This window comes from Methanobrevibacter sp. TLL-48-HuF1, assembly GCF_023617305.1.
GTDB classification, from domain to species: domain Archaea; phylum Methanobacteriota; class Methanobacteria; order Methanobacteriales; family Methanobacteriaceae; genus Methanocatella; species Methanocatella intestini.
Window position 1 is genome coordinate 1,219,834 of the sequence record NZ_CP081485.1, and the last position, 23,606, is coordinate 1,243,439.

General features: G+C 31.8%; 23 protein-coding genes, 3 tRNA genes and 1 other RNA gene. 21 read left to right on the plus strand and 6 right to left on the minus strand.

What is annotated here, in order from left to right; translation table 11 throughout:
• The first annotated feature begins 56 nt into the window (after window positions 1–56).
• From K4897_RS05715 to K4897_RS05770, 12 genes are all read left to right on the plus strand, one after another.
• On the plus strand, window positions 57–347 hold the full coding sequence (locus K4897_RS05715; protein WP_019266760.1) for a hypothetical protein: 291 nt from the start codon (window positions 57–59) through the stop codon (window positions 345–347).
• A 151-nt stretch (window positions 348–498) separates the two neighbouring features.
• A complete protein-coding gene (locus tag K4897_RS05720; protein WP_019266759.1) occupies window positions 499–1,848 on the plus strand; it encodes a MurT ligase domain-containing protein in 1,350 nt (449 codons plus the stop codon).
• Window positions 1,845–2,576 carry a type 1 glutamine amidotransferase gene (locus K4897_RS05725; protein WP_019266758.1) on the plus strand — a complete coding sequence of 244 codons (732 nt, stop codon included), beginning with the start codon at window positions 1,845–1,847 and terminating at the stop codon, window positions 2,574–2,576. The genes K4897_RS05720 and K4897_RS05725 overlap by 4 nt, the downstream gene beginning before the upstream one ends.
• Window positions 2,577–2,695: 119 nt before the next feature.
• Window positions 2,696–3,430: a proliferating cell nuclear antigen (pcna) gene (pcn, locus tag K4897_RS05730; RefSeq protein ID WP_019266757.1), complete on the plus strand. Its 735-nt coding sequence runs from the start codon at window positions 2,696–2,698 to the stop codon at window positions 3,428–3,430.
• Window positions 3,431–3,488: 58 nt separating this feature from the next.
• Entirely contained in the window at window positions 3,489–4,334 is an 846-nt protein-coding gene (locus K4897_RS05735; protein WP_019266756.1) for a hypothetical protein, read from the plus strand.
• Window positions 4,335–4,565: 231 nt separating this feature from the next.
• Window positions 4,566–4,844, plus strand: a complete 279-nt coding sequence (locus K4897_RS05740; protein WP_004032803.1) for a 50S ribosomal protein L44e — start codon at window positions 4,566–4,568, stop codon at window positions 4,842–4,844.
• Between the two features lie 10 nt (window positions 4,845–4,854).
• Complete coding sequence (locus K4897_RS05745) at window positions 4,855–5,034, plus strand: 30S ribosomal protein S27e (protein WP_004032804.1); 180 nt, start codon at window positions 4,855–4,857, stop codon at window positions 5,032–5,034.
• A 78-nt stretch (window positions 5,035–5,112) separates the two neighbouring features.
• Window positions 5,113–5,910, plus strand: a complete 798-nt coding sequence (locus tag K4897_RS05750) for a translation initiation factor IF-2 subunit alpha (protein ID WP_019265019.1) — start codon at window positions 5,113–5,115, stop codon at window positions 5,908–5,910.
• A 6-nt stretch (window positions 5,911–5,916) separates the two neighbouring features.
• Complete coding sequence (locus K4897_RS05755; protein WP_019265018.1) at window positions 5,917–6,093, plus strand: RNA-protein complex protein Nop10; 177 nt, start codon at window positions 5,917–5,919, stop codon at window positions 6,091–6,093.
• On the plus strand, window positions 6,094–6,864 hold the full coding sequence (locus K4897_RS05760) for a proteasome assembly chaperone family protein (RefSeq protein ID WP_019266754.1): 771 nt from the start codon (window positions 6,094–6,096) through the stop codon (window positions 6,862–6,864).
• Window positions 6,865–6,929: 65 nt separating this feature from the next.
• Window positions 6,930–7,529, plus strand: a complete 600-nt coding sequence (locus K4897_RS05765) for a DUF2112 family protein (RefSeq protein ID WP_019265016.1) — start codon at window positions 6,930–6,932, stop codon at window positions 7,527–7,529.
• Between the two features lie 16 nt (window positions 7,530–7,545).
• A complete protein-coding gene (locus K4897_RS05770) occupies window positions 7,546–8,733 on the plus strand; it encodes a TIGR00375 family protein (protein WP_094516384.1) in 1,188 nt (395 codons plus the stop codon).
• A gap of 186 nt (window positions 8,734–8,919) precedes the next feature.
• Here K4897_RS05770 and K4897_RS05775 read toward each other — a convergent pair whose 3' ends face one another.
• The 5 genes from K4897_RS05775 to K4897_RS05795 form a co-directional block, all read right to left on the minus strand.
• Window positions 8,920–10,953: a cation-translocating P-type ATPase gene (locus K4897_RS05775; RefSeq protein WP_250415706.1), complete on the minus strand. Its 2,034-nt coding sequence runs from the start codon at window positions 10,951–10,953 to the stop codon at window positions 8,920–8,922.
• Window positions 10,943–11,293 (minus strand): helix-turn-helix transcriptional regulator, encoded by a 351-nt coding sequence (locus K4897_RS05780; protein ID WP_019266751.1) that lies wholly within the window; start codon window positions 11,291–11,293, stop codon window positions 10,943–10,945. Before K4897_RS05780 ends, K4897_RS05775 begins: the two co-directional genes overlap by 11 nt.
• Before the next feature lie 107 nt (window positions 11,294–11,400).
• A tRNA-Arg gene (locus K4897_RS05785) sits at window positions 11,401–11,474 on the minus strand.
• A gap of 58 nt (window positions 11,475–11,532) precedes the next feature.
• Window positions 11,533–11,606: transfer RNA gene (locus K4897_RS05790), tRNA-Arg, on the minus strand.
• A 114-nt stretch (window positions 11,607–11,720) separates the two neighbouring features.
• Complete coding sequence (locus K4897_RS05795; RefSeq protein ID WP_019265012.1) at window positions 11,721–12,254, minus strand: PepSY domain-containing protein; 534 nt, start codon at window positions 12,252–12,254, stop codon at window positions 11,721–11,723.
• Window positions 12,255–12,518: 264 nt separating this feature from the next.
• Between K4897_RS05795 and frhA the strand changes: the two genes are divergently transcribed.
• Genes frhA through frhB form a run of 4 tightly spaced genes read left to right on the plus strand, consistent with a single transcriptional unit; the run spans window position 12,519 to window position 15,929 of the window.
• Entirely contained in the window at window positions 12,519–13,736 is a 1,218-nt protein-coding gene (gene frhA, locus K4897_RS05800; RefSeq protein WP_019265011.1) for a coenzyme F420 hydrogenase subunit alpha, read from the plus strand.
• Between the two features lie 19 nt (window positions 13,737–13,755).
• The gene (frhD, locus tag K4897_RS05805; RefSeq protein WP_250415707.1) at window positions 13,756–14,229 is read left to right on the plus strand and encodes a coenzyme F420-reducing hydrogenase, FrhD protein; all 474 of its coding nucleotides are present in this window, start codon (window positions 13,756–13,758) and stop codon (window positions 14,227–14,229) included.
• Window positions 14,229–15,059 (plus strand): coenzyme F420 hydrogenase subunit gamma, encoded by an 831-nt coding sequence (gene frhG, locus K4897_RS05810; protein ID WP_250415708.1) that lies wholly within the window; start codon window positions 14,229–14,231, stop codon window positions 15,057–15,059. Before frhD ends, frhG begins: the two co-directional genes overlap by 1 nt.
• A 12-nt stretch (window positions 15,060–15,071) precedes the next feature.
• A complete protein-coding gene (gene frhB, locus K4897_RS05815; protein ID WP_019265008.1) occupies window positions 15,072–15,929 on the plus strand; it encodes a coenzyme F420 hydrogenase subunit beta in 858 nt (285 codons plus the stop codon).
• 26 nt (window positions 15,930–15,955) lie between these two features.
• Here the strand turns inward: frhB and map are convergent, their stop codons facing one another.
• Entirely contained in the window at window positions 15,956–16,876 is a 921-nt protein-coding gene (map, locus tag K4897_RS05820; protein WP_019265007.1) for a type II methionyl aminopeptidase, read from the minus strand.
• Window positions 16,877–16,967: 91 nt separating this feature from the next.
• Between map and K4897_RS05825 the strand changes: the two genes are divergently transcribed.
• From K4897_RS05825 to K4897_RS05845, 5 genes are all read left to right on the plus strand, one after another.
• Window positions 16,968–17,369 (plus strand): hypothetical protein, encoded by a 402-nt coding sequence (locus tag K4897_RS05825; protein WP_250415709.1) that lies wholly within the window; start codon window positions 16,968–16,970, stop codon window positions 17,367–17,369.
• Between the two features lie 9 nt (window positions 17,370–17,378).
• A complete protein-coding gene (locus K4897_RS05830) occupies window positions 17,379–17,906 on the plus strand; it encodes a hypothetical protein (protein WP_019265005.1) in 528 nt (175 codons plus the stop codon).
• Between the two features lie 93 nt (window positions 17,907–17,999).
• Window positions 18,000–18,074: transfer RNA gene (locus K4897_RS05835), tRNA-Met, on the plus strand.
• Window positions 18,075–18,089: 15 nt separating this feature from the next.
• An RNA gene (gene rnpB / locus K4897_RS05840) (RNase P RNA component) lies at window positions 18,090–18,370 on the plus strand.
• 327 nt (window positions 18,371–18,697) lie between these two features.
• On the plus strand, window positions 18,698–23,461 hold the full coding sequence (locus K4897_RS05845; protein WP_250416957.1) for a cobaltochelatase subunit CobN: 4,764 nt from the start codon (window positions 18,698–18,700) through the stop codon (window positions 23,459–23,461).
• The last annotated feature ends 145 nt before the right edge of the window (window positions 23,462–23,606 follow it).

Consider the following 23,606-nt stretch of genomic DNA (forward strand, 5'->3'; position numbering starts at 1 on the left):
ACCTACATTTGAAGAAGATCCAGACCCAGTAATAATTACGAAAATTTATCAATATATTGTCAGTTGAAGGAGGAGTAATCTGTGGATGTGCTTCAGTTGGAGCATGTTTTGCTAATAGTTTTAATGGAACTAATCCTATACCAATAACTACTTTGATAATTGTAACAATAATTGCATTTATTTTATTTTCAATGTCATTATGCATTGATTTATGGAATAAAATAGTTCCTTCGGATTTGACAGAATTTGAAAATTATTGGAATTATTGTACTGCTGCAAATGGTATTTGTATTGGAGTTACATTAATATTGGAATGGTTAGTGACGGGTGTTTGGTTAGTTCAATGAATAATTGTTTTTATTCAAGATGGATTTTACATCTCCTTTTTTAGCAAAAATATAAATAAAATATCTTATTAATGTATAAATTTAGAGAATAATTTAAATGCTCTTAAAATAAAGCATATTAAATAATAACTTATCCTAGTTGTGATTAGAAATGAGGTCAAAAATAGCAGTATTGGCGGGTATGATTGGAAATAAAGTTGTTCAAAAGGCAGGCAGAAAAGGAACATCTTTAACTGGAAAAATAGCCCTTGCTGTTAAACCAGATATTTTAAAGGATTTTGCAAAAAAATGTGATAAAGTAGCACTTATTACGGGAACAAACGGGAAAACAACTACAAACAATTTGGCAAATCACATTTTTGAAGGTAAAGATTATGATATTGTATCTAATTTAAATGGTTCCAACATGATTACAGGAGTTACCAGCTCTTTTATTCAAAACCATCAAAGCCATTATGACTGGGGAATATTTGAAGTAGATGAGGGGTCTATGCCTAATGTTACCCGATATCTGCCAAGTGATTATATAATTATAACAAATTTTTTTAGAGATCAGTTAGACAGATATGGGGAAGTGGAAAACACAATTAAATTAGTTCAAAAATCAAGTAAAAGACATAATTCCACACTTATTTTAGATGCAGACAGTCCAATTTCTCTTTATTTTCAGGATTCCAATCAGCCAAAAGTGTACTATAGCTTAAAGAAAAATCCATTCAGTAAAAATGGTATTAATGTTGAAGAATCTGTATTCTGTCCTGTCTGTGGAAATAAACTGGATTATGAATATATCAATTATGGAAATCATGGTAAATTTTCATGTTCTAAATGCGGAGCCAAAAACCATGAAGCGGATTATGTAATTGATGATGTGACTTTCAAAAACGGAAGTTATAATTTCACAGTTAAAGATAAAAAAGAATCAGCTCAAATCAACTTAAATCTGCTTGGAATTTACAATGTTTCTAATGCTCTTGCAGCTATTGCTCTTGCAAGGGAAAACGGTTTCAGTTATAATGTAATTAAATCTCAAATTGAAAACTTTGAATATAAACGTGGAAGAATGGAAAGGATAGCTGTAAATGGCTGTGATGTTGTTTTGGTTTTATCTAAAAATCCTGTCGGTTTAAGTGAAGTTTTCTCAACTATAAAATTTGATGAAGATAAAAAATCCTTCATGTTTATTTTAAACGATTATGGGCCTGACAGTAAAGATATTTCCTGGATTTGGGATGCATATTTTAAAGAAATAGCTAATACTCCAAATATTGATAAATTTTACTGTGTTGGAACAAGAGCTGAAGAAGTAGCTTTAAGATTAAAATATGTTGATTTCCCAACCTCTAAAATTGAAATTTACCACTCAAAAGATCAAAGTGACGTTGCTGAATGTGTAGAGGAAATTGTAGCTGAAAATGATAAGGCATATATTATCGGAACATTTACAGCAATGCCTGAAGCTAGAAAAGTACTTATGAAACTTAAAGGGGAAAAAGCATGAGTTTTGAATTAAATGTTGTTGATATGTATTCTGATATTCTGAATATCTACGGGGACATAGGTAATCTAAAATGCATTAAAAAAAGATGTGAATGGAGAGGCATTAAATTTAATCAGAAAAGCTATTCTGTAAATCATGACATGGATTTTGATTATGATGATATTGACTTGATTTTAATTGGCGGAGGTTCTGACAGAACTCAAAGCATTGTTTCCAATGATTTATTGAAGCAAAGACAGGATTTAGAAAATTATATTGAAAACGATGGAGTAATATTAACTATCTGCGGAAGTTATCAGATGTTCGGCAATGAATATTGTGATGTTAACGGAGACAATGTTTCCTGTCTTGAAATATTTGATATTAAAACAACAAGTCAGCAGGACAGATTGATTGGGGATATTTTAATAGAAAATAACCTTGGTTTAGAACCGAAAGAAGTGGTTGGTTTTGAAAATCATGGTGGAAGGACATTTCATAATTATAAAAGCTTAGGCAAGGTTATATCCGGACATGGAAATAATGATGAGGATAATAATGAAGGGATGATTTATAAAAACTTCATAGGAACATATTTGCACGGACCGTTTTTACCAAAAAATCCTCACATTGCGGATTATTTGATATTTAATGCTATGAAGAATAAATATGATGTTGATTCAATTGAAGAGTTAAATGATGAAATTGAACTTAAAGCACATGAGGTTATGGTTAATAGATTAAAATGATCTATTTAATAGTCCTTTACTAAAATTTTTTAAATACTGACCTAATGTTTTATAAGTAATAAAGATAAAAATATAAATATCTAATTAATAATTAATAAATTCTTATTAGAGGATTATATATGTTCAAAGCGGAATTAAGTGATTCTAGTATATTAAAAACAAGTTTTGATGCTATTTCATCTATTGTTGATGAAGTACAAATTCAAACTGATAGTGAAGGTATGAGGTTAGATGCCTTAGACCGTAGTCATATAACATTCGTACATTTAGAATTAAAAGCAAGTTTATTTGATGAATATGTTTGTGATGTTCCTGAAAAGATTAATATTGATACTGGGGAATTCATGAGTGTTCTTAAACGTGCAAAATCTCAAGATAGAGTTATCATGTCTTTAGATGAAGGTAATTTTATAATTACTTTTGAAGGGGATGCTACAAGAACTTTCAAAATAAGATTAATTGATATTGAATATGATAATCCTACTCCACCAGAACTTGAGCATCCTGCAGCTTTCAAAGTTCACTTTGGAATCTTAAAAGATGCAATTAATGATATTGATATTTTCTCAGATAAAATAGCTCTTCAAGTTGATGAAGACTACTTTAGAGCATCTGCTGATGGTGAATTTGGTGATGCAAGTATTAAATATCTTCATGGTGAAAATATCACCACTCAAGAAAAATCTTTATTCTCATTGGACAAAATTAGAGAAATGCTTAAAGCAGACAAATTCTCTGAAGAAGCTGAAATCGGTTTAGGTACTGACATGCCATTAAAATTAACTCTTAATATGGTTACTGGTGATGGTAAACTTAGTTTCTTACTTGCTCCAAGATTAGAATCAGATGAATAATTTTTCATCTATAAACTTTTTTTTATTTTTATATTAAACTCATCAGAGATGGTATTAAGTGGATCAATTCTTTCAACAATTGCGTAAAATTCAAAAAAAAGAGCGTAGTAACGGTACATTAGCTCGTGTAGAAGACTCCTTTTATAAAGATATTCATAAGTATTTAGATGAGTTAAGGACCCATATAGGTAATGATCCATTTGCTGCAGAACAGTACTTGCTAAAAGATACTCAAAGAATAGCTACTGAGATTTGTGAAAGGCGCGAACACAAAATTACTGATGCGGCTGTTGTTAATATTCACAGGTCTTACCATTTATTTGCAGGTAAGCCACAATTTGATTTAATTGACACAACACCTCTTAATTTAACTCCTGAAGAAGAAAAATTTTACTTTTCTTTAATTGATACTTTAACAAATCATAGAAAAAGCATTTCACTTGAAAAATTATCTTCTGATGATGATACTCCAAGTGAAACTGATGTTCCTGTTAAAGAAACCCCAAAACCTCCGGTCAATACTTTGGATGATGAAGTTAAAAGTTCCCGGGATGATGCAGTTTTAAATAGAATTGATGAAATTTCCAAAGCGAAAGTAATCACTGATGAAAAGCCAGAGCCAATCGAAAAACAAATTCAAAAGTCAAATATTAAACCCGCTAAAGTTGAAGATGATATATCTGAGTTAGCAAGAGATAATGATGAATTTGTTGACTTGGAATCTAGAAAAATAGCTAAAGATTCAGAACTGGTTACAATGCTTGTATTTGATGATGTTGATTCTATTGTTGGAGTTGATGAAAAGGTTTATGGTCCGTTCAGACCTCAGGATTTAGTGGTTTTACCTAAAATCAATGCTAAAATTTTTGTTAAAAATCATAAAGCTCGTTTTGTTAAAATCTAAACCTTTAAATATTGTAAAGAATATAAATACAAACCGTATCTATTTGTGATAATAAGAAATTATATTTTTTTATATAATTTGGATTTCTGCTTTGTGTAAACGGAGTATGTTACAATACAGTTTTAATCCTCTAGATCTTTGATATTTTTCAGACTAGATAAAATTCTCATATAGATTTATAATAATTTAATTAATCGGACACTTTTTAGTGTAAAATTTAATGGTGGAAATATGAAAATACCAAAAGAAAAAAGAACTTACTGTCCACATTGTAAAAAACACACAATGCACGAAGTACATACTGCAAAAAAAAGAAAAGCTAGTGAGTTAAAATGGGGACAAAGACAATTCAGACGTGTAACTGCTGGATATAGAGGTTATCCAAGGCCTTTACCTGCTGGAAACAAACCAGTTAAAAAATTAGATTTAAGACTTAAATGTAAAGAATGTGGAAAATCCCAAATTAAAAAATCATTCAGAACTGGTAAAGCAGAATTTGTAGCTAAATAAGGTGGTTAACATGGTTAGTAAAGGTAGAGGAAACTTTTTAAAAGTAAAATGTTTAGATTGTGACAATGAACAAATCATCTTTGATCGTGCTGCATCAGATGTAAAATGTATCATTTGTGGTAAAACACTTGTCAAATCTCGTGGTGCTAAAGCTAAAATTATGGCACATATTGATAAAGTTTTAAACTAGATTCAATCGAAATTTTTTAATCTAGCTTATTATTTTTTCTATTTTTTTTTAAATTTTTATTTTATTTTTGGTGATTATATGGTGAGGAAAAATCAAGAATGGCCTGACGAAGGAGAACTTATTATTGGTACTGTTTATAAAGTTCTTAATTATGGGGCTTTCGCAAAATTAGAGGAATACCATGGTAAAGAAGCTTTTATTCACATTTCTGAGGTATCTTCTGGTTGGGTAAAAAATATCAGAGACCATGTAAGAGAAAATCAAAAAATAGTTTGTCGTGTTCTTAGGGTAAATCCTAAAAAAGGGCATGTGGATGCTTCTTTAAAAAGAATTAGGGAAGATCAAAGAACTAAAAAAATCCAGCATTGGAAAATTGAACAAAAAGCTGAAAAATTCTTGGAATTATCTGCTAAATCATTAGACAAATCTTTAAATGATGCTTATGAGGAAGTAGGTTATGAATTAATGGATATTTTCGGTGATGTTTACGGTGCTTTTGAAACAGCAGCTGATGATGGTGCAAAATCTCTTACTGATGAAGGTATATCTCAAGAGTGGGCTGATGCTATAACTGAAATAGCTAGTAAAAATATTACTCCTCCTGAAGTTCATATCAGTGGTTATGTTGATATTGAAACTTTTGTCCCGGATGGTGTTGATATCATTATTGAAGCTCTTAAAGCAGCTGAAGATAATGGGGACGAAGAGGAAGAAATTAAGGTTCAATGTGTTGGTGCACCAAGATATAGGATAACTGTAAAATCTACTGATTACATTTTAGCTGAAAAAGCTCTTAAAGCAGCAGCTGATAGATGTATTGAAATAGTTGAAGCTTCTGAAGGAAATGGTTCTTTCTTAAGAGAGTTGGATAGCTAGATTTTTATGAATATGAAAATGAATAAATGTCCTGATTGTAAGATTTATACAATGGAGGATGCTTGCCCTCAATGTGGCGGGGAGCTTAAAGTTATTTATCCTCCTAAATTTTCTATTGAGGATAAATACGGAAAGTATCGTCGCATATTAAAAAAAGATGCTATGAATAAAAAGGATGATTAGATGGAAATCACACAAATTACTGTTTTAGAGGATGTTGAATTAAATAATCCTATTTTTATAGAAGCATTGCCTGGTATTGGTCATGTAGGTAAATTAGCTGCAGATCACATGATTGATGAATTTAATGCTACTAAATTTGCAGAAATTTATTCTCCAAGTTTTCCTCCGCAAGTTTTTGTTGGAGAAGAAGGTTTAATTGAAAACATGATTAATGAATTGTATTATGTTAAAAATGTTGGGGAAGACAATTTGGATATTATTATTCTTGTTGGAAACACTCAGGCTTTATCTCCAGAAGGTCAATACTGCGTATGTCAAGATATATTAAACTTTGTTAAGGATAAGGGAGCTAGTAAAATATTCACATTAGGTGGAATGGCTACTGGCCAACCTGTTGAAGAATCTAAAGTTTTTGGAGCAGCTACTAATGAAGAAAACATTGAACTTTTAAAAGATGCAGAAGTTGAAATCAGATCTAATGATGGCGGAATTGTAGGAGCTTCTGGATTGTTTTTAGGTTTAGGTCTTCGTCAGGAAATGAATGGTATTTGCTTAATGGGTCAGACTCCGGGTTATTTCATTGATGCACAGTCAGCTGAAGCTATTTTAAATAAATTAGCTATTTTGCTTAATTTTGAAATTGGTACTGATAAATTAGAAGAAAGAGCTGAAGAAACTAAAGAAATGTTAGCTAAAGCTCAACAAATGGAACAAGACATAATTAACAAAGCTAATGCTAGCAGTAGTGATGATTTAAGATATATTGGATAAATATATCATTTATTTACTTTTTTTTTAAAATTTGGCTGTTTTAATAAAATGGGGAGGTATTAATCATGAAAGTAGCTGTTATTCCAGATGCTGCTATGATTGTAGTTCCATTAATTGAAAAAAACGGTCACGAATATATATCACCGACAAATTTCTCAAAATATAATAATATGGATGTTTCCAGTGGAAAATGTGATGATACTCAGGCTCCATATACTTTAAATAGGGATAATATTTTACTGGGCAGTTCTTATTTTTCAAATGAATTACCTTCAGGAGTTAAAGGCCGTTTAACATTATTTTCCAGAGTTTTGGAATTGGCAGATGCATTTATTGTTCTTGGTAAAAGGCCTGAGCATTATAAAAGAATGTATGATGTATTAAATGAGTTAATTTTATTTGGTGGTTCAGGATGTTCTAATGAACGTAACATGGTTATGGCTTTAATTAAAGATAAGGGAGTACCTATTTTGGAATTAGCTTATCCGACTACCCGAAATGATTTGATTGATGTAATTAACAGGACCAATGATTTTTTAAAAAATTTAACTTCCATTAATGGAATAGTTAATGAAGATAACTTAGACATTGATTTAAAAAAACCTAAAAAAAGTCTAAATTACAAGGAGTTTAAGAAAATATTAGATGATTTAATATATTATTAATAGCTAATTATTATCCATGTTAGTTAATGCTGATTTTCATGTTCATAGCTGTTTTTCAATGGCTTCATCTAAAGATATGCTGATAAAAAATATGGCTCCTAAATCAAAGCTTAAAGGATTGCAACTTCTGGGAACTGGCGATGCATTCCATCCGGGCTGGTTAAACATTATTGAGGAAAGTACAACATATAAAGGAGATGGAATTTACACTGCAGATGATATGGATTTTGTTTTAACAACAGAAGTTGAAGGAAAAAACAGGATTCATCATTTAATTATAATTCCGGATATTGGTATTGCAAGAGAACTGTCTGAAAAACTGGTTTCTAAAAATAAAGAAAGCGACGGAAGACCTAGAACAAGATATTCAGGAGCAGAACTTTTAGAAATGGTTAAAGAATATGACTGTTTAATTGGACCGGCTCATGCTTTTACTCCATGGACTGGAATGTACAAATCTTTTGACAGTATTTATGACTGCTATGATAAGGCTCCGGATTTTGTAGAACTTGGTTTGTCTGCAGATACATTTATGGCAGATACTGTAGCTGAACTTAAGAATTTTCCATTTCTTACTAATTCTGATGCACACTCTCCATGGCCACACAGGTTAGGTAGGGAGTTTAATCAAATTGAGCTTGAAGATATGTCTTATTCATCAATAAAAAAATCAATAAAAAACAAAGATATTAAAGCAAATTATGGGTTGGTGCCGAACCTTGGAAAATATCATATGACTGCATGTACCAAATGTTACAAATTAGTTGATCCGTTAATAGCTAAAGAAAATAAGATGAAATGCAGCTGCGGCGGAACAATCAAAAAAGGGGTGGATTTCAGAATAAGTGAAATAGCTGACTATGATGAACCGAAACATCCTGATTTTAGGCCTAAATATGTTCATTTAATGCCTTTGGCCGAATTAATATCAACAGTTTATGATAAGGGAGTTACAACAAAAACAGTTCAGGGAAAATGGCAAAATCTGATAGATAACTTTGGAACTGAAATTGATATACTGATTAATGAACCTGTAGAGGAAATAGCTAAAATAGATTCATCAATTTCTCCAGCTATTGAAGCTTTCAGAAATAAAAGCATACACATAACTCCGGGTGGTGGAGGAAAATACGGTGAAATTTCTTTTGATAAAAAATCAGAAAAAAGAGAAGCTGAAACTTTAACTACTCTAGATAATTTTTAAGAAATATCTAAAATTTATTTAAGTATTTTTTAATACTTTCTAACTCTTTTTTGCAATGCACTTTTAATTTATTTTGTAAATTATTTAAAATATGTAGTTTTTTATAAAAATAATTTTTAATTCTTAAAACAGTATTTAAAAATGAAATCAATAAAAAATAAGAAAAAATAGATAATTTGACTATATCTATTTTGCAAGCAATAAGGAGTTACCTACTACAAGTAAAGTAATTCCCATATCTCCAATAAGAACTGCTTCCCATAAGCTGATGTATCCTGCAATACCAAGTATCATTAATATTACTTTCACACTTAAACAGAAAGCAACATTGAATTTGATTTTGCCCATTGTTTTTTTAGCCAAATCAACAAGTAAATTAATTTTGGATAACTTGTCTTCAAGTAAAACAATGTCTGCTGTTTCAATAGCTACATCTGCACCTTCAAGACCCATAGCTATTCCTACATTCGCACGGGCAAGAGATGGAGTATCATTTACACCATCACCAACCATAGCTACATCCTGATGCTTTGATACAGCATCTGATACTATATTAACTTTATCTTGAGGAAGTAAATCTGCATGGTAACTGCTTAATCCAATTTCATCAGCCACTAACTTAGCAGTTGCTTCATTGTCTCCTGTAATCATAGTTGTTTTAATTCCTTTAGCATTAAGATTAGCTATTGTAGATGGAGTTTCATCTCTAATTTTATCTTTTAAGGTAATTAAACCGTAAACTTCATTTTCAGTTCCGATGATTACAGTAGTGCTCATTCCATTATTTTCAAGATTAATGTCCTGGCTGAATAAAGTTTTGTTGCCTATGAAGTAAGTTTTTCCGTTAATGTCTCCTTTTAAACCTTTTCCAGCTATTGATTCAAAGTTTTCCACTTCTTCTAATTCAATGCTGTGATCTTTTTTGTATTGAACAAATGTATGTGCAATAGGATGTTTTGATTTGGATTCAATAGAACATGCTATTTTAAGTATTTCCTCTTTATCATGTTCTCTACAGGTTTGAACTTCATTTATTTCAAGTTTACCTTCAGTTAAAGTACCGGTTTTATCAAATAAAACTTTTTTGATTCTGGCTAATTCTTCAACATATTCTCCACCTTTAATAATAATACCGTTTTTAGTACCTTTAGTAATAGCTGATACTATAGATACAGGAGTGGATATTACTAATGCACAAGGACAGGATATAACTAAAAGGGTTAATGCCCTGTAAGTCCAGTCAGTTATTGAAGCTCCATATAATATTGGAGGTAAAATAGCTACTAAAATAGCCAATACTACAACAATTGGAGTGTAATATTCAGCAAATCTGTCGATAAATACGTCGATATGTGCTTTGTTCTGTTCTGAATTTTTAATCAATTCAATAATTTTAGCAAATATTGTATCATCGTTGCCTTTGTTTACTTCAATTTCAATATATCCATCTTCATTTATTGTAGATGCATATACTTCATCTCCAATGCTTTTGCTTACTGCTAAACTTTCACCAGTAATTGAAGCCTGGTTAACAGATGTTGTTCCTTCAACAATAATTCCGTCAACAGGTATTTTGTCTCCAGGTCTTACAACAACAATATCTCCAATTGTAATATCTGCTACTGCTTTTTCGTGTTCGTGATCACCATGTTTTACCATAGCTGTATCAGGGGTTAATTTAACAAGTTCTATTAATGAGCTTTTAGATTTATTTAGGGAGTAATGTTCTAGGTATTCACCTAAGTAGAAAAGAATCATTAACATTGCACCTTCTTCTCCAGATTGAAGAAGGAATGCTCCAAAGGTAGCTATTGTAATTAATAATTCAATTTTAACTTTTCCTTCAAATAAATGTTCAATTCCTTCTATTATTATATATCTTCCTACATAAATTACAGCTATTAGGAAGATTACCTGACTTACAATAGGATTGACAACATTAAACATTTCTAATGCATATCCGAATGCTAAAAGGATTATACCTATTGCAAATATTCCTAATGGTTTTTTTGACTGTTCTACATTTGCTTCTTTATCAATATTTTCTAATAAATCTGCTTCACATGCACATCCTGGACCATGATCATGTCCACAGCAGTCATCTCCGTCATGATGGTGGTGATGTTCGTGGTGGTCGTGGCCACAGCAGTCATCTTCATCATGGTGATGATGATGTTCTTCTGAATGGTCATGTTTATGTGCAGCATGGTTAGTTTGCATATTCTTCGCCTTCTTTAAGGATATTGAGTATCTCTTCATCAATTAAAGAATAGAATATTTGTTTATTTTCTTTTCTAAATTTAACAATGTTACTATTTCTTAAGTGTCTTAATTGATGTGATATACTAGATTGGCTCATATCAAGAAGTAATGATAGCTCACAAACACATAATTCATCATATTGGAGTGCTAAAATAATCTTTACTCTGTTAGCATCTCCTAATATTTTAAAAAGATTACATGTTTTTAGAACAATATCATCATCTTTCATTTTATGAGCAATATCATCAACAATATCTGTTCTGATACTTTTGATTTCACATACATCATTTGAACTCATATGAACATATATTCATATGAACATATATAAAGTTTTTGTTTGCCTCAATAATTAATTTTTTTAAAGAAAGCTATCGCTAAATGATTGTAAATTAGTTAAAAAAAATACGGACTTGGAGGGATTTGAACCCTCGATCTTAAGATTAGGAGTCTTACGCCCTTCCAGACTAGGCTACAAGCCCATGTTAAAATATTATTTAATAAGTTCTGTATTTTTAAAAAAAGATTTTATAAGAAATACGGACCCGCCGGGATTTGAACCCGGGGTCTTCGGATTAGAAGTCCGACGCCCTATCCAGCTAGGCTACGGGCCCTTATATACAACAATACTAAATTTTGTATGTTTTAGTATTTATAGTTAACTATATTTAAAGCTATTATTTTAAAATTGAAAATTTTTAAAAAATAAAATAAGGAGGATAATTTAATTATCCTCTTCCAATAACCGCACCAGTATTGGCATTTATTTCGATACTGTCTACAGTTGCACCGTTTTGATCAAAAATTGGAACATACCAAACAGTTTTGTCTGCAGATAATGTTGGGGTTCCAGCATACCATCCAACTGCTTCAATATTTTGATTTGCTATTGATTTCGCTTCACCTGAAGTTATTTTTGGAGTGCTTGGGGTAGGTGAAGGTGTAGGATGATGACCTCTTCCAGATCCTGAGCCTGAGCCTGATCCAGAGCTTGAGCTTGAACCTGATCCAGAACCTGAACTAACACCACTTCCACTACCTGTTCCTGTTCCTCCATTTCCGCTTCCATGACTGTTGGTACTTTGGGAATCATGGTGTGTTGTGTTGTTTCCAATACCATTGCCAGAATCACCACTACCGGAGTCTACACTATTTAAATTACTGAAAACCGGATTTTCACTATTAGTTATTCCATAAGCAGCAACTCCAGCAGCAATACATATAACAATTATGATAGAAATTATTATATTTGATTTATCCAAGGTATTACCTCCATTTTTAATTAATAAAATTGTAATTAACTTTAAATAGAATGTACTATTTTTTTTACAATAATATATTATTAGGTTAATTTAACTTATAAATTTAATCCATATTATTAATTATTTTACTTCATTTAATAAAAATTTATATTATAGTATATATACTTTTCTATTTATTATACAAACTATATTATATATATGAATATTGGTTATAAATATTAAATGTTAGTTTCTAATTATTTTTTGAAAAGAGAGGTGACACATTTGAAAGACAGAATAGTTATATCCCCAACATCTCGTCAAGAGGGTCATGCGGAACTTGTCATGGAAGTCGATGATGAAGGGATTGTTACAAAAGGTAGATATTTAAGTATCACTCCAGTTAGGGGTTTAGAAAAAATGGTTGCAGGTAAAAATCCTGAAACAGCTCCTGTTTTATGTCAAAGGATTTGTGGTGTCTGCCCAATACCACACACTTTAGCTTCTGTAGAAGCTGTCGACCATTCATTAGATATCGAAGTTCCTAAAGCAGGAAAATTATTAAGGGAAGCTACTTTGGCTGCTCACAGTGTTAACAGTGCTGCAATTCATCATTTTTTAATTGCACCTGATTTTGTACCTGAAGAAGATTTCACTACTGCAGTTAAAAGTGTATCTGCTGTTAGGAAAAATGTGCAATATGTAGTTGATATGCTTGCTGGTGAAGGTATTCACCCATCTGATATTAGGATAGGTGGTATGGCTAGAAATATTACTTCAGCTACAAAAGACAAATTAATTGATAGATTAAAAGCTTTTAAACCTGATTTTGAAAAACATGTGGAATTAATGAAATCATTCATTGCTGCAAGAGAACTTCCTGAAGGTTTAGGTGTTGTTGATGTACCACTTTTAGCATCTAGTCCATCATATGGTAATCTTGATGAATTTGATTATGATAATTTCTCAGAAGTTTTACCAGAAGCTTGGTATGATGATCCTGAAATAGGTAAAAAAGCATGTACAACCATTCCTTTAATTAATGGTAAAAACGTTGAAACAGGTCCTAGAGCAAGAATGGAAAAATTCAACGGATTTAAAGACAAAGGTGTAGTTGCTCAACATGTAGCTAGAGCTGAGGAAATGTTAAATAATTATAATTTAACTATTGATCTTCTTGAACAAATTGATACTTCTGCTCCAGCTAGAGCTGATTATGATGATAGAGGAACTGGTAAATTAGGTATTGGTGTAATTGAAGGACCTAGGGGTACTAATGTACACATGGCTACTGTTAAAGATAGTAAAATCCAATTCTATTCAGCTATTGTACCAACTACCTGGAATATTCCAACAATGGGACCAGCTACTGAAGGTTTCCATCACGAATTTGGTGCAGATGTTATCAGAGCTTATGACCCATGTTTATCATGTGCAACTCATGTAATGGTAGTTGATGATGAGGATAAAAGCATACTTAAAAACGATATGGTGAGAATATAAGGAGCTAGGAGGAAATTATATGCCTTATCATGCAGAGACAATCGTAGTGGGATGCGGAAATATTTTATTTAAAGATGATGGTTTTGGACCATTGGTGATTCATAAATTGGAAGAATATTTCGAAGACAAAGAAATGCCTGACGAAGTTATGTTTATTGATGCTGGAACAGGAGCAACACACTTTATTTTTTCTCTTCCTGATGAATATTGGAAAAAAGTTATTGTAATTGATGTTGTTGAGTTTGATGCAGAACCTGGGACTGTTAAAGTATTTAGCCCTTATGACATGCCTAGAGGAAAATATGAAAATGTTCATTCCTGGCCTGTTGAAGAGCCTCTTCACGACCTTGCTAAAGATTGTGAAGTGATTATTGTTGGATGCAAACCTCAAGAGATTTCCTCTCCTGATGTTGAAATGGGTTTAACTGAACCTGTTGAAAAGGCAATTCCTGAAGCTATGGATATTATTTTAAAAGAAATCGGGGTAAAATAATGTTTGATAAAATTAGAAAAGCTTTTGGTGGTTCTGAAAAACCTAAAGCAGAAACCAAACAAAAAATAGAATCTGCTCCTGAAGTTGAAGAAACAGCAGCTCCTGTAGCAGAAACCAAAAAAGAAACAGCAACCAACAAACCACGTATAGGTTACATTCACTTAAGTGGTTGTACTGGAGATGGTATGTCCTTAACTGAAAACTATGACATTTTAGATGTTGTACTTACAGATATGGTAGATATTGTTTATGGTCAAACTTTAGTTGACTTATGGGAAATGCCAGAAATGGACTTATGTTTAATTGAAGGTTCTGTATGTTTGCAAGATGAACACAGTGTACATGAGCTTTTAGAAGCTAGAGAAAAATCTAATCTGATTTGTGCATTTGGTTCTTGTGCTCTTAATGGTTGTTTTACAACTTATGCTCGTGGAGGACAACAAGCTCAACCTAAACATGAATCTTTCTTACCAGTTAGTTCATTAGTAAAAGTAGATGTAGCACTTCCAGGTTGTCCAGTATCTCCTGAAATGATTGCAAAAACTGTTGTTGCATTATGTAATGGTGATATGGAATACTTACAACCAGCACTTGATTTAGCAACTTGTGCTACTGCATGCGGTTGTGATGTATTAAATAACATTATCCGTCAAGGATTATGTAGCGGCTGTGGAAGTTGTGCTCTTGCATGTCAAACTAGAGCTATAGATATGGTTGAAGGCAGACCGACTATTAATACTGACAGATGTATTAAATGTGGTTCTTGTTACACAATGTGTCCAAGATCATGGTTACCTTTAACACAAATTAAAAAGGATACAGGACTTTAGGAGGAGTTGATTATGGTATTAGGTACTTATAAAGAAGCTGTAGCAGCTAGATCCACTGATAAAAGAATTCAGGAAGTAGCTCAAGACGGTGGTATTGCTTCTGCATTACTTATTTATGCATTAGAAAATAATATTATTGAAGGTGCTGTTGTAGCTGGAGACCCAGGTGATGACTGGGTTCCTGTTCCAGAAATAGCTACCACTGCTGATGAAGTTCTTGCAGCTGCCGGAACTAAATATTCAATGTCTCCTAATGTATGGGGAATAAAAGAAGCAGCACGTCAATATGGTATTGAATCAATTGGAACTGTTGTTACTCCTTGTCAAATGCAGGGTATTAGAAAAATGCAAGCATATCCATTTTCCACAAGATTTATTGCTGATAAAATTAACTTATTAATTGGTATCTTTTGTATGGAAAACTTCCCAATGGCTTCATTAGATACTTTTACTAAAGGTTTAATGGATGTTGATTTGGATAAAGTAACAAAAATGGATATTGGAAAAGGAAAATTCTGGATATACACCGAAGGTAGTGATGAACCTCAAGGTATTCCAATTAAATCCACTCATGGATATGAACAAGCAGGATGTAATGTCTGTAATGATTATGTTTGTGAATTTGCAGATATTTCAACAGGATCTGTTGGTGCTCCAGATGGATGGTCTACTGTATTAACCAGAACTGGTGCAGGTGTAGATGTTTTTTCAGCTGCAGTAGATGCTGGTTTAATTGAAACAAAACCTATGGATGATGTAAAACCTGGTCTTGGTTTACTTGAAAAATTAGCTAAAGGTAAAAAAGACAAAGGTAAAAAAGAAATAGAAAGAAGAGCAAAAATGGGAGTTATGACTCCTACTTATTACTAAATCTTCTTTTTATTTTTTATTTTTTTTTATAAAGTTGTAACTGTACAACCTTCTTTTTCAACAATTACTGTGTGTTCTTTCTGACTTACAAGGCAGCCTGTTTTTTCTTTAAGTGGATGGTATGGATAAATGGCCATTGCTTCAGATAATTGTTTTAAAGATGCATTTAATCTGTTTTCTTTAAATTCTTCTGTTAACCATCTTCCGGAAAATGGTAAATACTGATAATTGTGTTTAATATGAGTTAATACATTTTTTGTGTGTTTTAATCTAAACGGTTTGTTAGCTAAGAAAGAATAAATGTATGTTCCTGGAGCATCATTTACAAATCCTATTCCGTCAGTTGCAAATGGTTCAATAGCTACTGCCTGACCTTCTTCCAGGATTGTTTCATCATGGTTGTCTATATTCGGAACTGAAATTCCTGCATGTAGGTTGTATTGTTCTAAACTGTGTCCTGTAAGATTAGCTATTGGATTTAACTTATATTCGTTTATAGCTTCTTCAACAGCAGCACCAATTTCTCCAACACTTACTCCTGCTCTAACAGTACTTATGGCTGCATCCAGTCCTGCTGCAGATGCTTCAATAATGTCCTGCCTTAAATTTATTTCATCCTGGCTAAAACGTTCATCTAAATTTTTACCCGGTGCCATTACTGTAATAGCTGAATCTGCAATATATCCGTCAATTTCAGTACCTAAATCTAATTTAACTAAATCTCCGGCATAAATCATTGTTTCATCATTTAATGGAGATGTATAATGTGCAGCTACTTCATTTATTGATACATTACATGGAAATGAAATACCTGCTCCCTGTTTAATAGTTTCATTTTCTACAAATTCAACTAAATCAAGTACTAATGTTCCTTCTTTAATCATTTTTGAGGCTTCTTTTCTTATTTTGGAAAGAATTTTACCTGCTTTTAAATAAGAATCAATCATCTTAACAAACCTTTCTTTAATTATTATAATAATATTTATATACTTTATTTTATATTAATTATTAATATACTAAATTAATATGGAGGCAATTATGGATATTCCAACAATACCTGACCAACTTTTTATTTTAATTATTTTAATTATAATAGCTTTTGTTGTGATTATTGTTGCTGCTCAATGGAAAAGTGTTGCTAAATCTAAAGCTTCTATAGTACTTCTTGAAAAAGAGATAGAACTTAAGAAGATGTCAATGGTTGAAAAAGATATTGAATCTAAACGTTTAATGGATAATCCAATTCCATTACCGCAAGAGCAACAAGACAGCCTTTCAGCTATAAGACAATCAACAACACAAGTGAGAAGTGAAGTTGGTTACTTACACAGTGAAATTAATGAACGTTTAGCTCGCCTGGAAGCACAAACAGAACAGAAAAAACTAGAAAAAATGCTTAAAGAAATCGAAGTTAAAGAAGCTAAACTCAAAAAACAATAAGGTGATATTATGAGTCCTATTGATGTTGTTGCAATTGTAATTTTAATAGTAGCTATTTTAGTTTTAGTTTATTATTATCTGCAAAATAATCCAGCATCTGTTCAGAAGTTACGCACTTATGTTCCAACTACTGCAGATCCGCATATGGGTGAAATATTACAAAATGATTCTGACTATGATGATTTATCTAGGGAAAAAGACACTGTTGAAGAGTCTAAAGAGGAAGAATCAATGAGTAAAAGAATTAAAATTAAATTAAGTGATATTGATATGTCTGGATTAAATACTGATGCATTTTCTAATAAAATTGATGCTTTTTTAGATGAAAAAAGTGAAGAATTAATTCAAAGTTGGTCTTTAGCTACTACTAATGATTTAAAAGACCTTGAAGACAGATTTGATAAAACAACTCAATCTGTTGATGATTTGGAAAAAAGCTTTAAAAAATTTAAAAAATCTTCTAAAGCTTTTCAAAAAGAGACTGAGAAAAAATTAGAAGAAATTGACAAAAGAATTGAAAGTTTGGAAGATAATTAATCATTATCTTCATCTTATTTTTATAGAAACATTTATATAGTTTATTTCATAGACTATATATTGTAGTTTTAAATTACTACCTTTTTATTATATAGCAGGGTGGGGTAGTCTGGTGATCCCGCGGGGCTCATAACCCCGAGATCCCTAGTTCAAATCTAGGCCCTGCTACTTTTTATAAATATGGCAAGTTAAAGACAGCTGTTGGTTTTTTAACTAAGGAAACTCCGCCCATCGTTACAGACTATGGCGTTGAAAAACGTATACTGAGAGGTATGACTCTGGAGCAGAAACGACACGTCTTTTAATGGTTGACTATGATATTTAATTGAGGACATTGAAAGAATCGGTGAAACGGCCATTCCATAGGATGCAAGAACAAAAAATGCTGATGACTACTGTAAGAGGCAAAAGTAGTTCGCTAAGATGAATGCTGTTAAACAGAAGGTGGGTTACTCTTAACATGCCATTAATATTTATTTTTAGTTTTTTTTATTTGGATGAAATTTGATTTAATCTTTTTTTAGCTATTTTTTTATTTTATGTATGAATTATTAACATTTTTTAATAATCTTTAAGATAATTTATAAATTAATTTTCATTTTATTGTTTTTTAGTTATTCAAAATTTTAGCAAGTTTTATATATTGTAAAGTATTATTTACAATTATAGTAATTTATAATAATATTGCTATACTTTTAAAATAATTAATTGGAACAGGGGGTGAAAAGATTAAAAGGTTAAATAAAAGTGCATTTATTATTTTTTGTCTATTATTAATGTTTATTATGACGATGGGCATAGTATCTGCGCAGGATGTTTCTAACAACGAAACAATAGTTAGTAATGATGTTCTAGGGGATGTTATAGGTGTTAGTGTAGATGAAGTTAGCAATATTTATTATACTGATGTAATTTCTGCTAATGCTGGAGACAGTAGTATTGATATTCATACTAAGGATTCTTATAATCCAACTACAAAAACCTGGGTTGAAGACGGAGTGGATTTAGCAGGTGTTAATATTACGGTTTTGGATTCATCAAATAATCTAGTATTTGCTGGTAAAACTGGTGCTGGAGGTGCTTATTCAATTGGTAATTTAGCTGCCGGCAATTATAAAGTTCAACTTAGCTATTCTACTTATGAGACTCACACAGAAAATGTAAATATTGGAAGTCATTCTTCTGTTTTAGTTAATTACATGTTTGTTCCAGATATTATGCTTTTAGTATCTTATGAATCACACTCAGAAAAAGTAGACTATTTAATGAGTTTATCTAAAAGGGTTGCATATATAAGTACAACTGACTATGACAAGACTAGAGAATGGTTATTAGAGTATGCTAACTTCGTGCATGTTGATATGTTTGCTGAAGGTTCATATAGTCTTTTTACTTCTCAGGTGTTAAAGAATTTGTTAAGCTCTTCACCAGCTAATGCAAAATATAATGTTGCTTATACTTTTGGTGTTTATAATGATGAAATAATTAAAAATATAGGTATTCATTTTGTAGGAGCAAGTGCAGCAGATAATTCTTACAATACTGTTGAAAATACATATATAGGTTCTTATTTCCAGGCTCAGGATATTAATAATTCTGATGTTTTAAAATCAAACATGGAAAATTACTTGAAATATGTTTATTATTTAATTAATCCTCAAAAATACACAAATCCTACACTTCAGGAAGGTGGGGCTCCCCAATTAAGTCCTGAATGCGGTATTTACCATCCGGATTTTGGAATGTTTTCTGTAGTTCCAAAAGCCAGTGAAATTAATCAGTGGATTCTATCACATCCGGGATATAATGATGATAAAAAGGGAAGTTTAAATTGGATGACTGGAGAATATGAGCAGTGGATGAAAACTGAATTGAATCCTGCAGAATTGTTCAGACAATTTGAAAACAAATATATGAATATGAAAAATCCAGAAACCAAATTTATAGCTATTGCTTCTTACTACTGTGGTGGAAGTGTTGTGGATGCTTTGATTAGAACTTATGAAGCAAATGGTAGATCTGCTTTTAATATATTTAAAACAGGTATTACTCCATCAATGTCTTCAATTTTATTAACTCTTACTCAAACTTCTCAAATTGGTATATCAGCTATAGCTTCATTATACAGCTGGTCTCTAGATTATGGTAAAGGATCTGCTGAAGATGATTTGGTTAAAATTAATTTAACTGTTGTTAAAGGTTTGGTGGATATTTCTCAAACCAGTTTTGACAGTGAGCTTGGTGCTCAAATGGAGTGGACATTTTCAGTTTCTATTCCTAGCTTTGAAGGAGTCTTTGGTCCTGTTATTTTATCATATAAAGATAATATGGGTAAAGTACATGTTGTGCAGTCAGGTATAGAAAAAATGGTCAAAATGACTACTGGATGGGCAGATTTGAAAGATATGGATAATTCTTCCAAAGTTGTGTCAGTTGTTTTGTACAATTATCCGCCGGGTAAAGCAGAAATTGGTGCATCTTATTTAGATGTTTTCCAAAGTGCTCATGATATACTTGAGCATTTAGCTGATGCGGGATATGATATTGGAATGGATAAGTCCGACATTCCGTCTGTTGATGATTTGTCTGATTTAATAATTGAAATGGGTAACAAAGGTACCTGGGCTCAAGGTTTGTTAAATCAGTATGTTGAAAAATATTGGAATCAGTTAATGGAACATCATCAGTTGATTACATTAGATGAGTTTTATAACTTGACTAAAGATATGAATCAAACATTGTATAAGCAAATGGTTGACCGTTGGGGTGCTGGTCTTGGAGAAATAATGGTATATAATAAGACATATATTGTAATTCCAGGAATGTGGTTTGGTAAGGTATTCATCACTTTCCAACCAAGTAGAGGTTGGGAGGAGATTCAAAATTATCACGATTTGACATTGCCACCTCATCAGCAATATGTTACCTTTTATAAATGGTTAGATAAGACTATTGGTTGTGATGCAATTATTAATTTAGGTACTCACGGTACTGTAGAGTGGTTACCTGGTAGAAATATTGGTGTTCATGAAGGTGATTGGACATTTGAGTTAACATTAACTCCTACTATATATCCATATATTGTATCAAACCCTGGGGAAGCTATGGTAGCTAGAGATAGGATAGGTTCTATGATGATCACTCATATGACTCCTGCAATGGTAATTTCAGAGTTATATGGTAATTATACTACATTATCCAATTACATCGACCACTATAATGAACAAGTAAAAAATAATGTTTCAGCTAATGCAGAGGCTTATAAAAAGTTAATTTTAGAATTAGCTCCTACTTTAGGTTTTGACAAACCTGCTGATGGTCAAAAATTTGATGATTGGCTTGAAGGATTACATAATTACTTGGATAGTATGGCAGAAGATTTCAATACTTTCGGTTTACATACTCTTGGTAAAGTTTTAAATGGAACTGAACTTGTTGAAGAAGTTATTACAATAACAACTTCAAGAACTGATGTATATACTCAAATATTGCATCATATTTATCCAGAATTAAAAAATAAGGATTACTATGATGATATTAAAGGTGACCGTCAGTATGAAGGTCAAAAATTAGTTGTAATTAACTGGTTCAGGTCATTTGTTGAAAATCTTGTAAATGGTACAGCTAGTGTTGATAAATTAGCTGGAATGGATGAGTTTAAAGTTTATAACAAATCTTCTGGATTATATGAATCATTAGTATTTGCTTCAAAAGTAATTTCTCAAATACAAAACAATAATGAATGGGATGCATTGTTAGCAGCATTATCTGGTAGTTATACTACTGCAGGTTTGTTTGCAGATCCTGCTTATAGTGATTCAATACCTACTGGACATATTGGTCACAGTTCTGATGCTTCAAAAATGCCTTCTAAAGCAGCTTATGAGTCTGCAGTAAATGTTGTAGATTTGCTTCTTGCAAATTATTATGAAGAACATGGATGCTGGCCTGAACTTACTGCTTTAATATTGTGGGGTACTGAAATATTAAGGACTGAAGGTATTGGTGTTGCAGAATTTATGTACTTCCTCGGCTGTAAACCGACATGGTCCAGATCTGGAGACATTACTGGTGTTGAGTTAATTCCAATTAATAATTTAACTGTAAAATTAAGTAATGGTTCAGTGGTAAACAGACCTAGAGTTGATGTATTTGCAAGTATGGTTACAAGTAATACTAATTGGATTAAATTAATGTTAACAGCTGTTAGTTTAGCTTTAAATTCCACTGATGATGATGTTTCAAACAACTTCCTGAAAAAGCATTATGCTGAAAATCCGATGACTGACAGGTTATTTGGTCTTCCGGGTGCTGTTTTGGAAGGTACTGGTATGAATTCTCTTATACCAAATACTGCAAACTGGAATATCACTACAATTAATTCAGATTTAGCGGATATTTATCTTAGCAGAGTATCTTATTCCTGGACTCTTGATGAACATGGTAATATCGTAATTAACAACGAAAGGAAAAACTATGAATACTTGCTTGGTAAAGTTGATTTGATTACTCAAAACTTTGATAGTACTTGGAGATTCTTCGATTCTGATGATTACTATGATTGGTTTGGTGGTTTATACAATGCAGCTAAACAGTTAGGTGCTAAACCTGACACTGCATTTGTAGATATAAGGAATAAAAATGACTATATTAGTAGAACTTACGATGAAGAGCTTGAATTTGAAATTCGTAGTAAAATATTAAATCCATTATATTATAATGCATTATTCAGTACACGTGCAGGTTCATTATCCTATGCTGCTCAAATGCAAAATTTATATGGTGGTTTGATTGTAGCTAATAAGAATTTAAACACTCAATTAGGTAATGAAATAGCTAATACTTATTTGGGTCTTGCAAGTGGTGTAGGTAATGTTGCTCAAGCAGCTGCTTGGCAATCTATGGCTGCATGGATGATGTATTTAAATTATCAAGGTAAATGGGATGCTAGTCCAGACATGGTGACTAAATTAGCAGATAATATGATTCAAATGGCTATTCAGTATGGTGTTGCTTGTTGTCACCACACATGTAAGAATTTGGATTTCAACATGAAACTTATACAGTCTAGTTCATTATCTTCTGCTGATAAAGCTAAGTATTCTCAAATATTGGCTCAAGCTACATTAACTGATCCTCTTTACAAAGATGACAGTAGCTCTGATAGTTCTAATCCTGATGATTCAAATGGAGATACTTCAGATACTGATGATAATAATAATGACCAAGTCTTGGTAAATGGAACTACTAATAATGATCAAAGTGGCAGTGGTGAAGCTGGTGGGGCAACTGCGGCTGGATTAGATACTTCTGTTGATCCGGCTGATGCAAAAATTGCATCACCTCAATCTAAAGATGCTTCTTCACAATCAGATTCATCTAAAGGTCAATCTGGAGCTACTGCTCATGAAATTTCTAAAAGTTCTGCATCTAAATCTGCAGCTGGTCAATCAAGTACTCCTGTTGTACTTATTATTGCAGTAATCTGTTTGATTGCAATATTTGTCGTCGGGTATGCTAGAAACAAACACGAAAACGATGAAGATGATTATTAAATCATTCTTCATTTAATTTCTTTTTTTATAGTAATTTTTAAATATTTTCCCTTACCATATCTTTAATTATAATGTATTTTTTGCAAGGTATACTTTATTGAACTTTGCTTAAATTATATTTAATATAATTAATGATGTGATATAA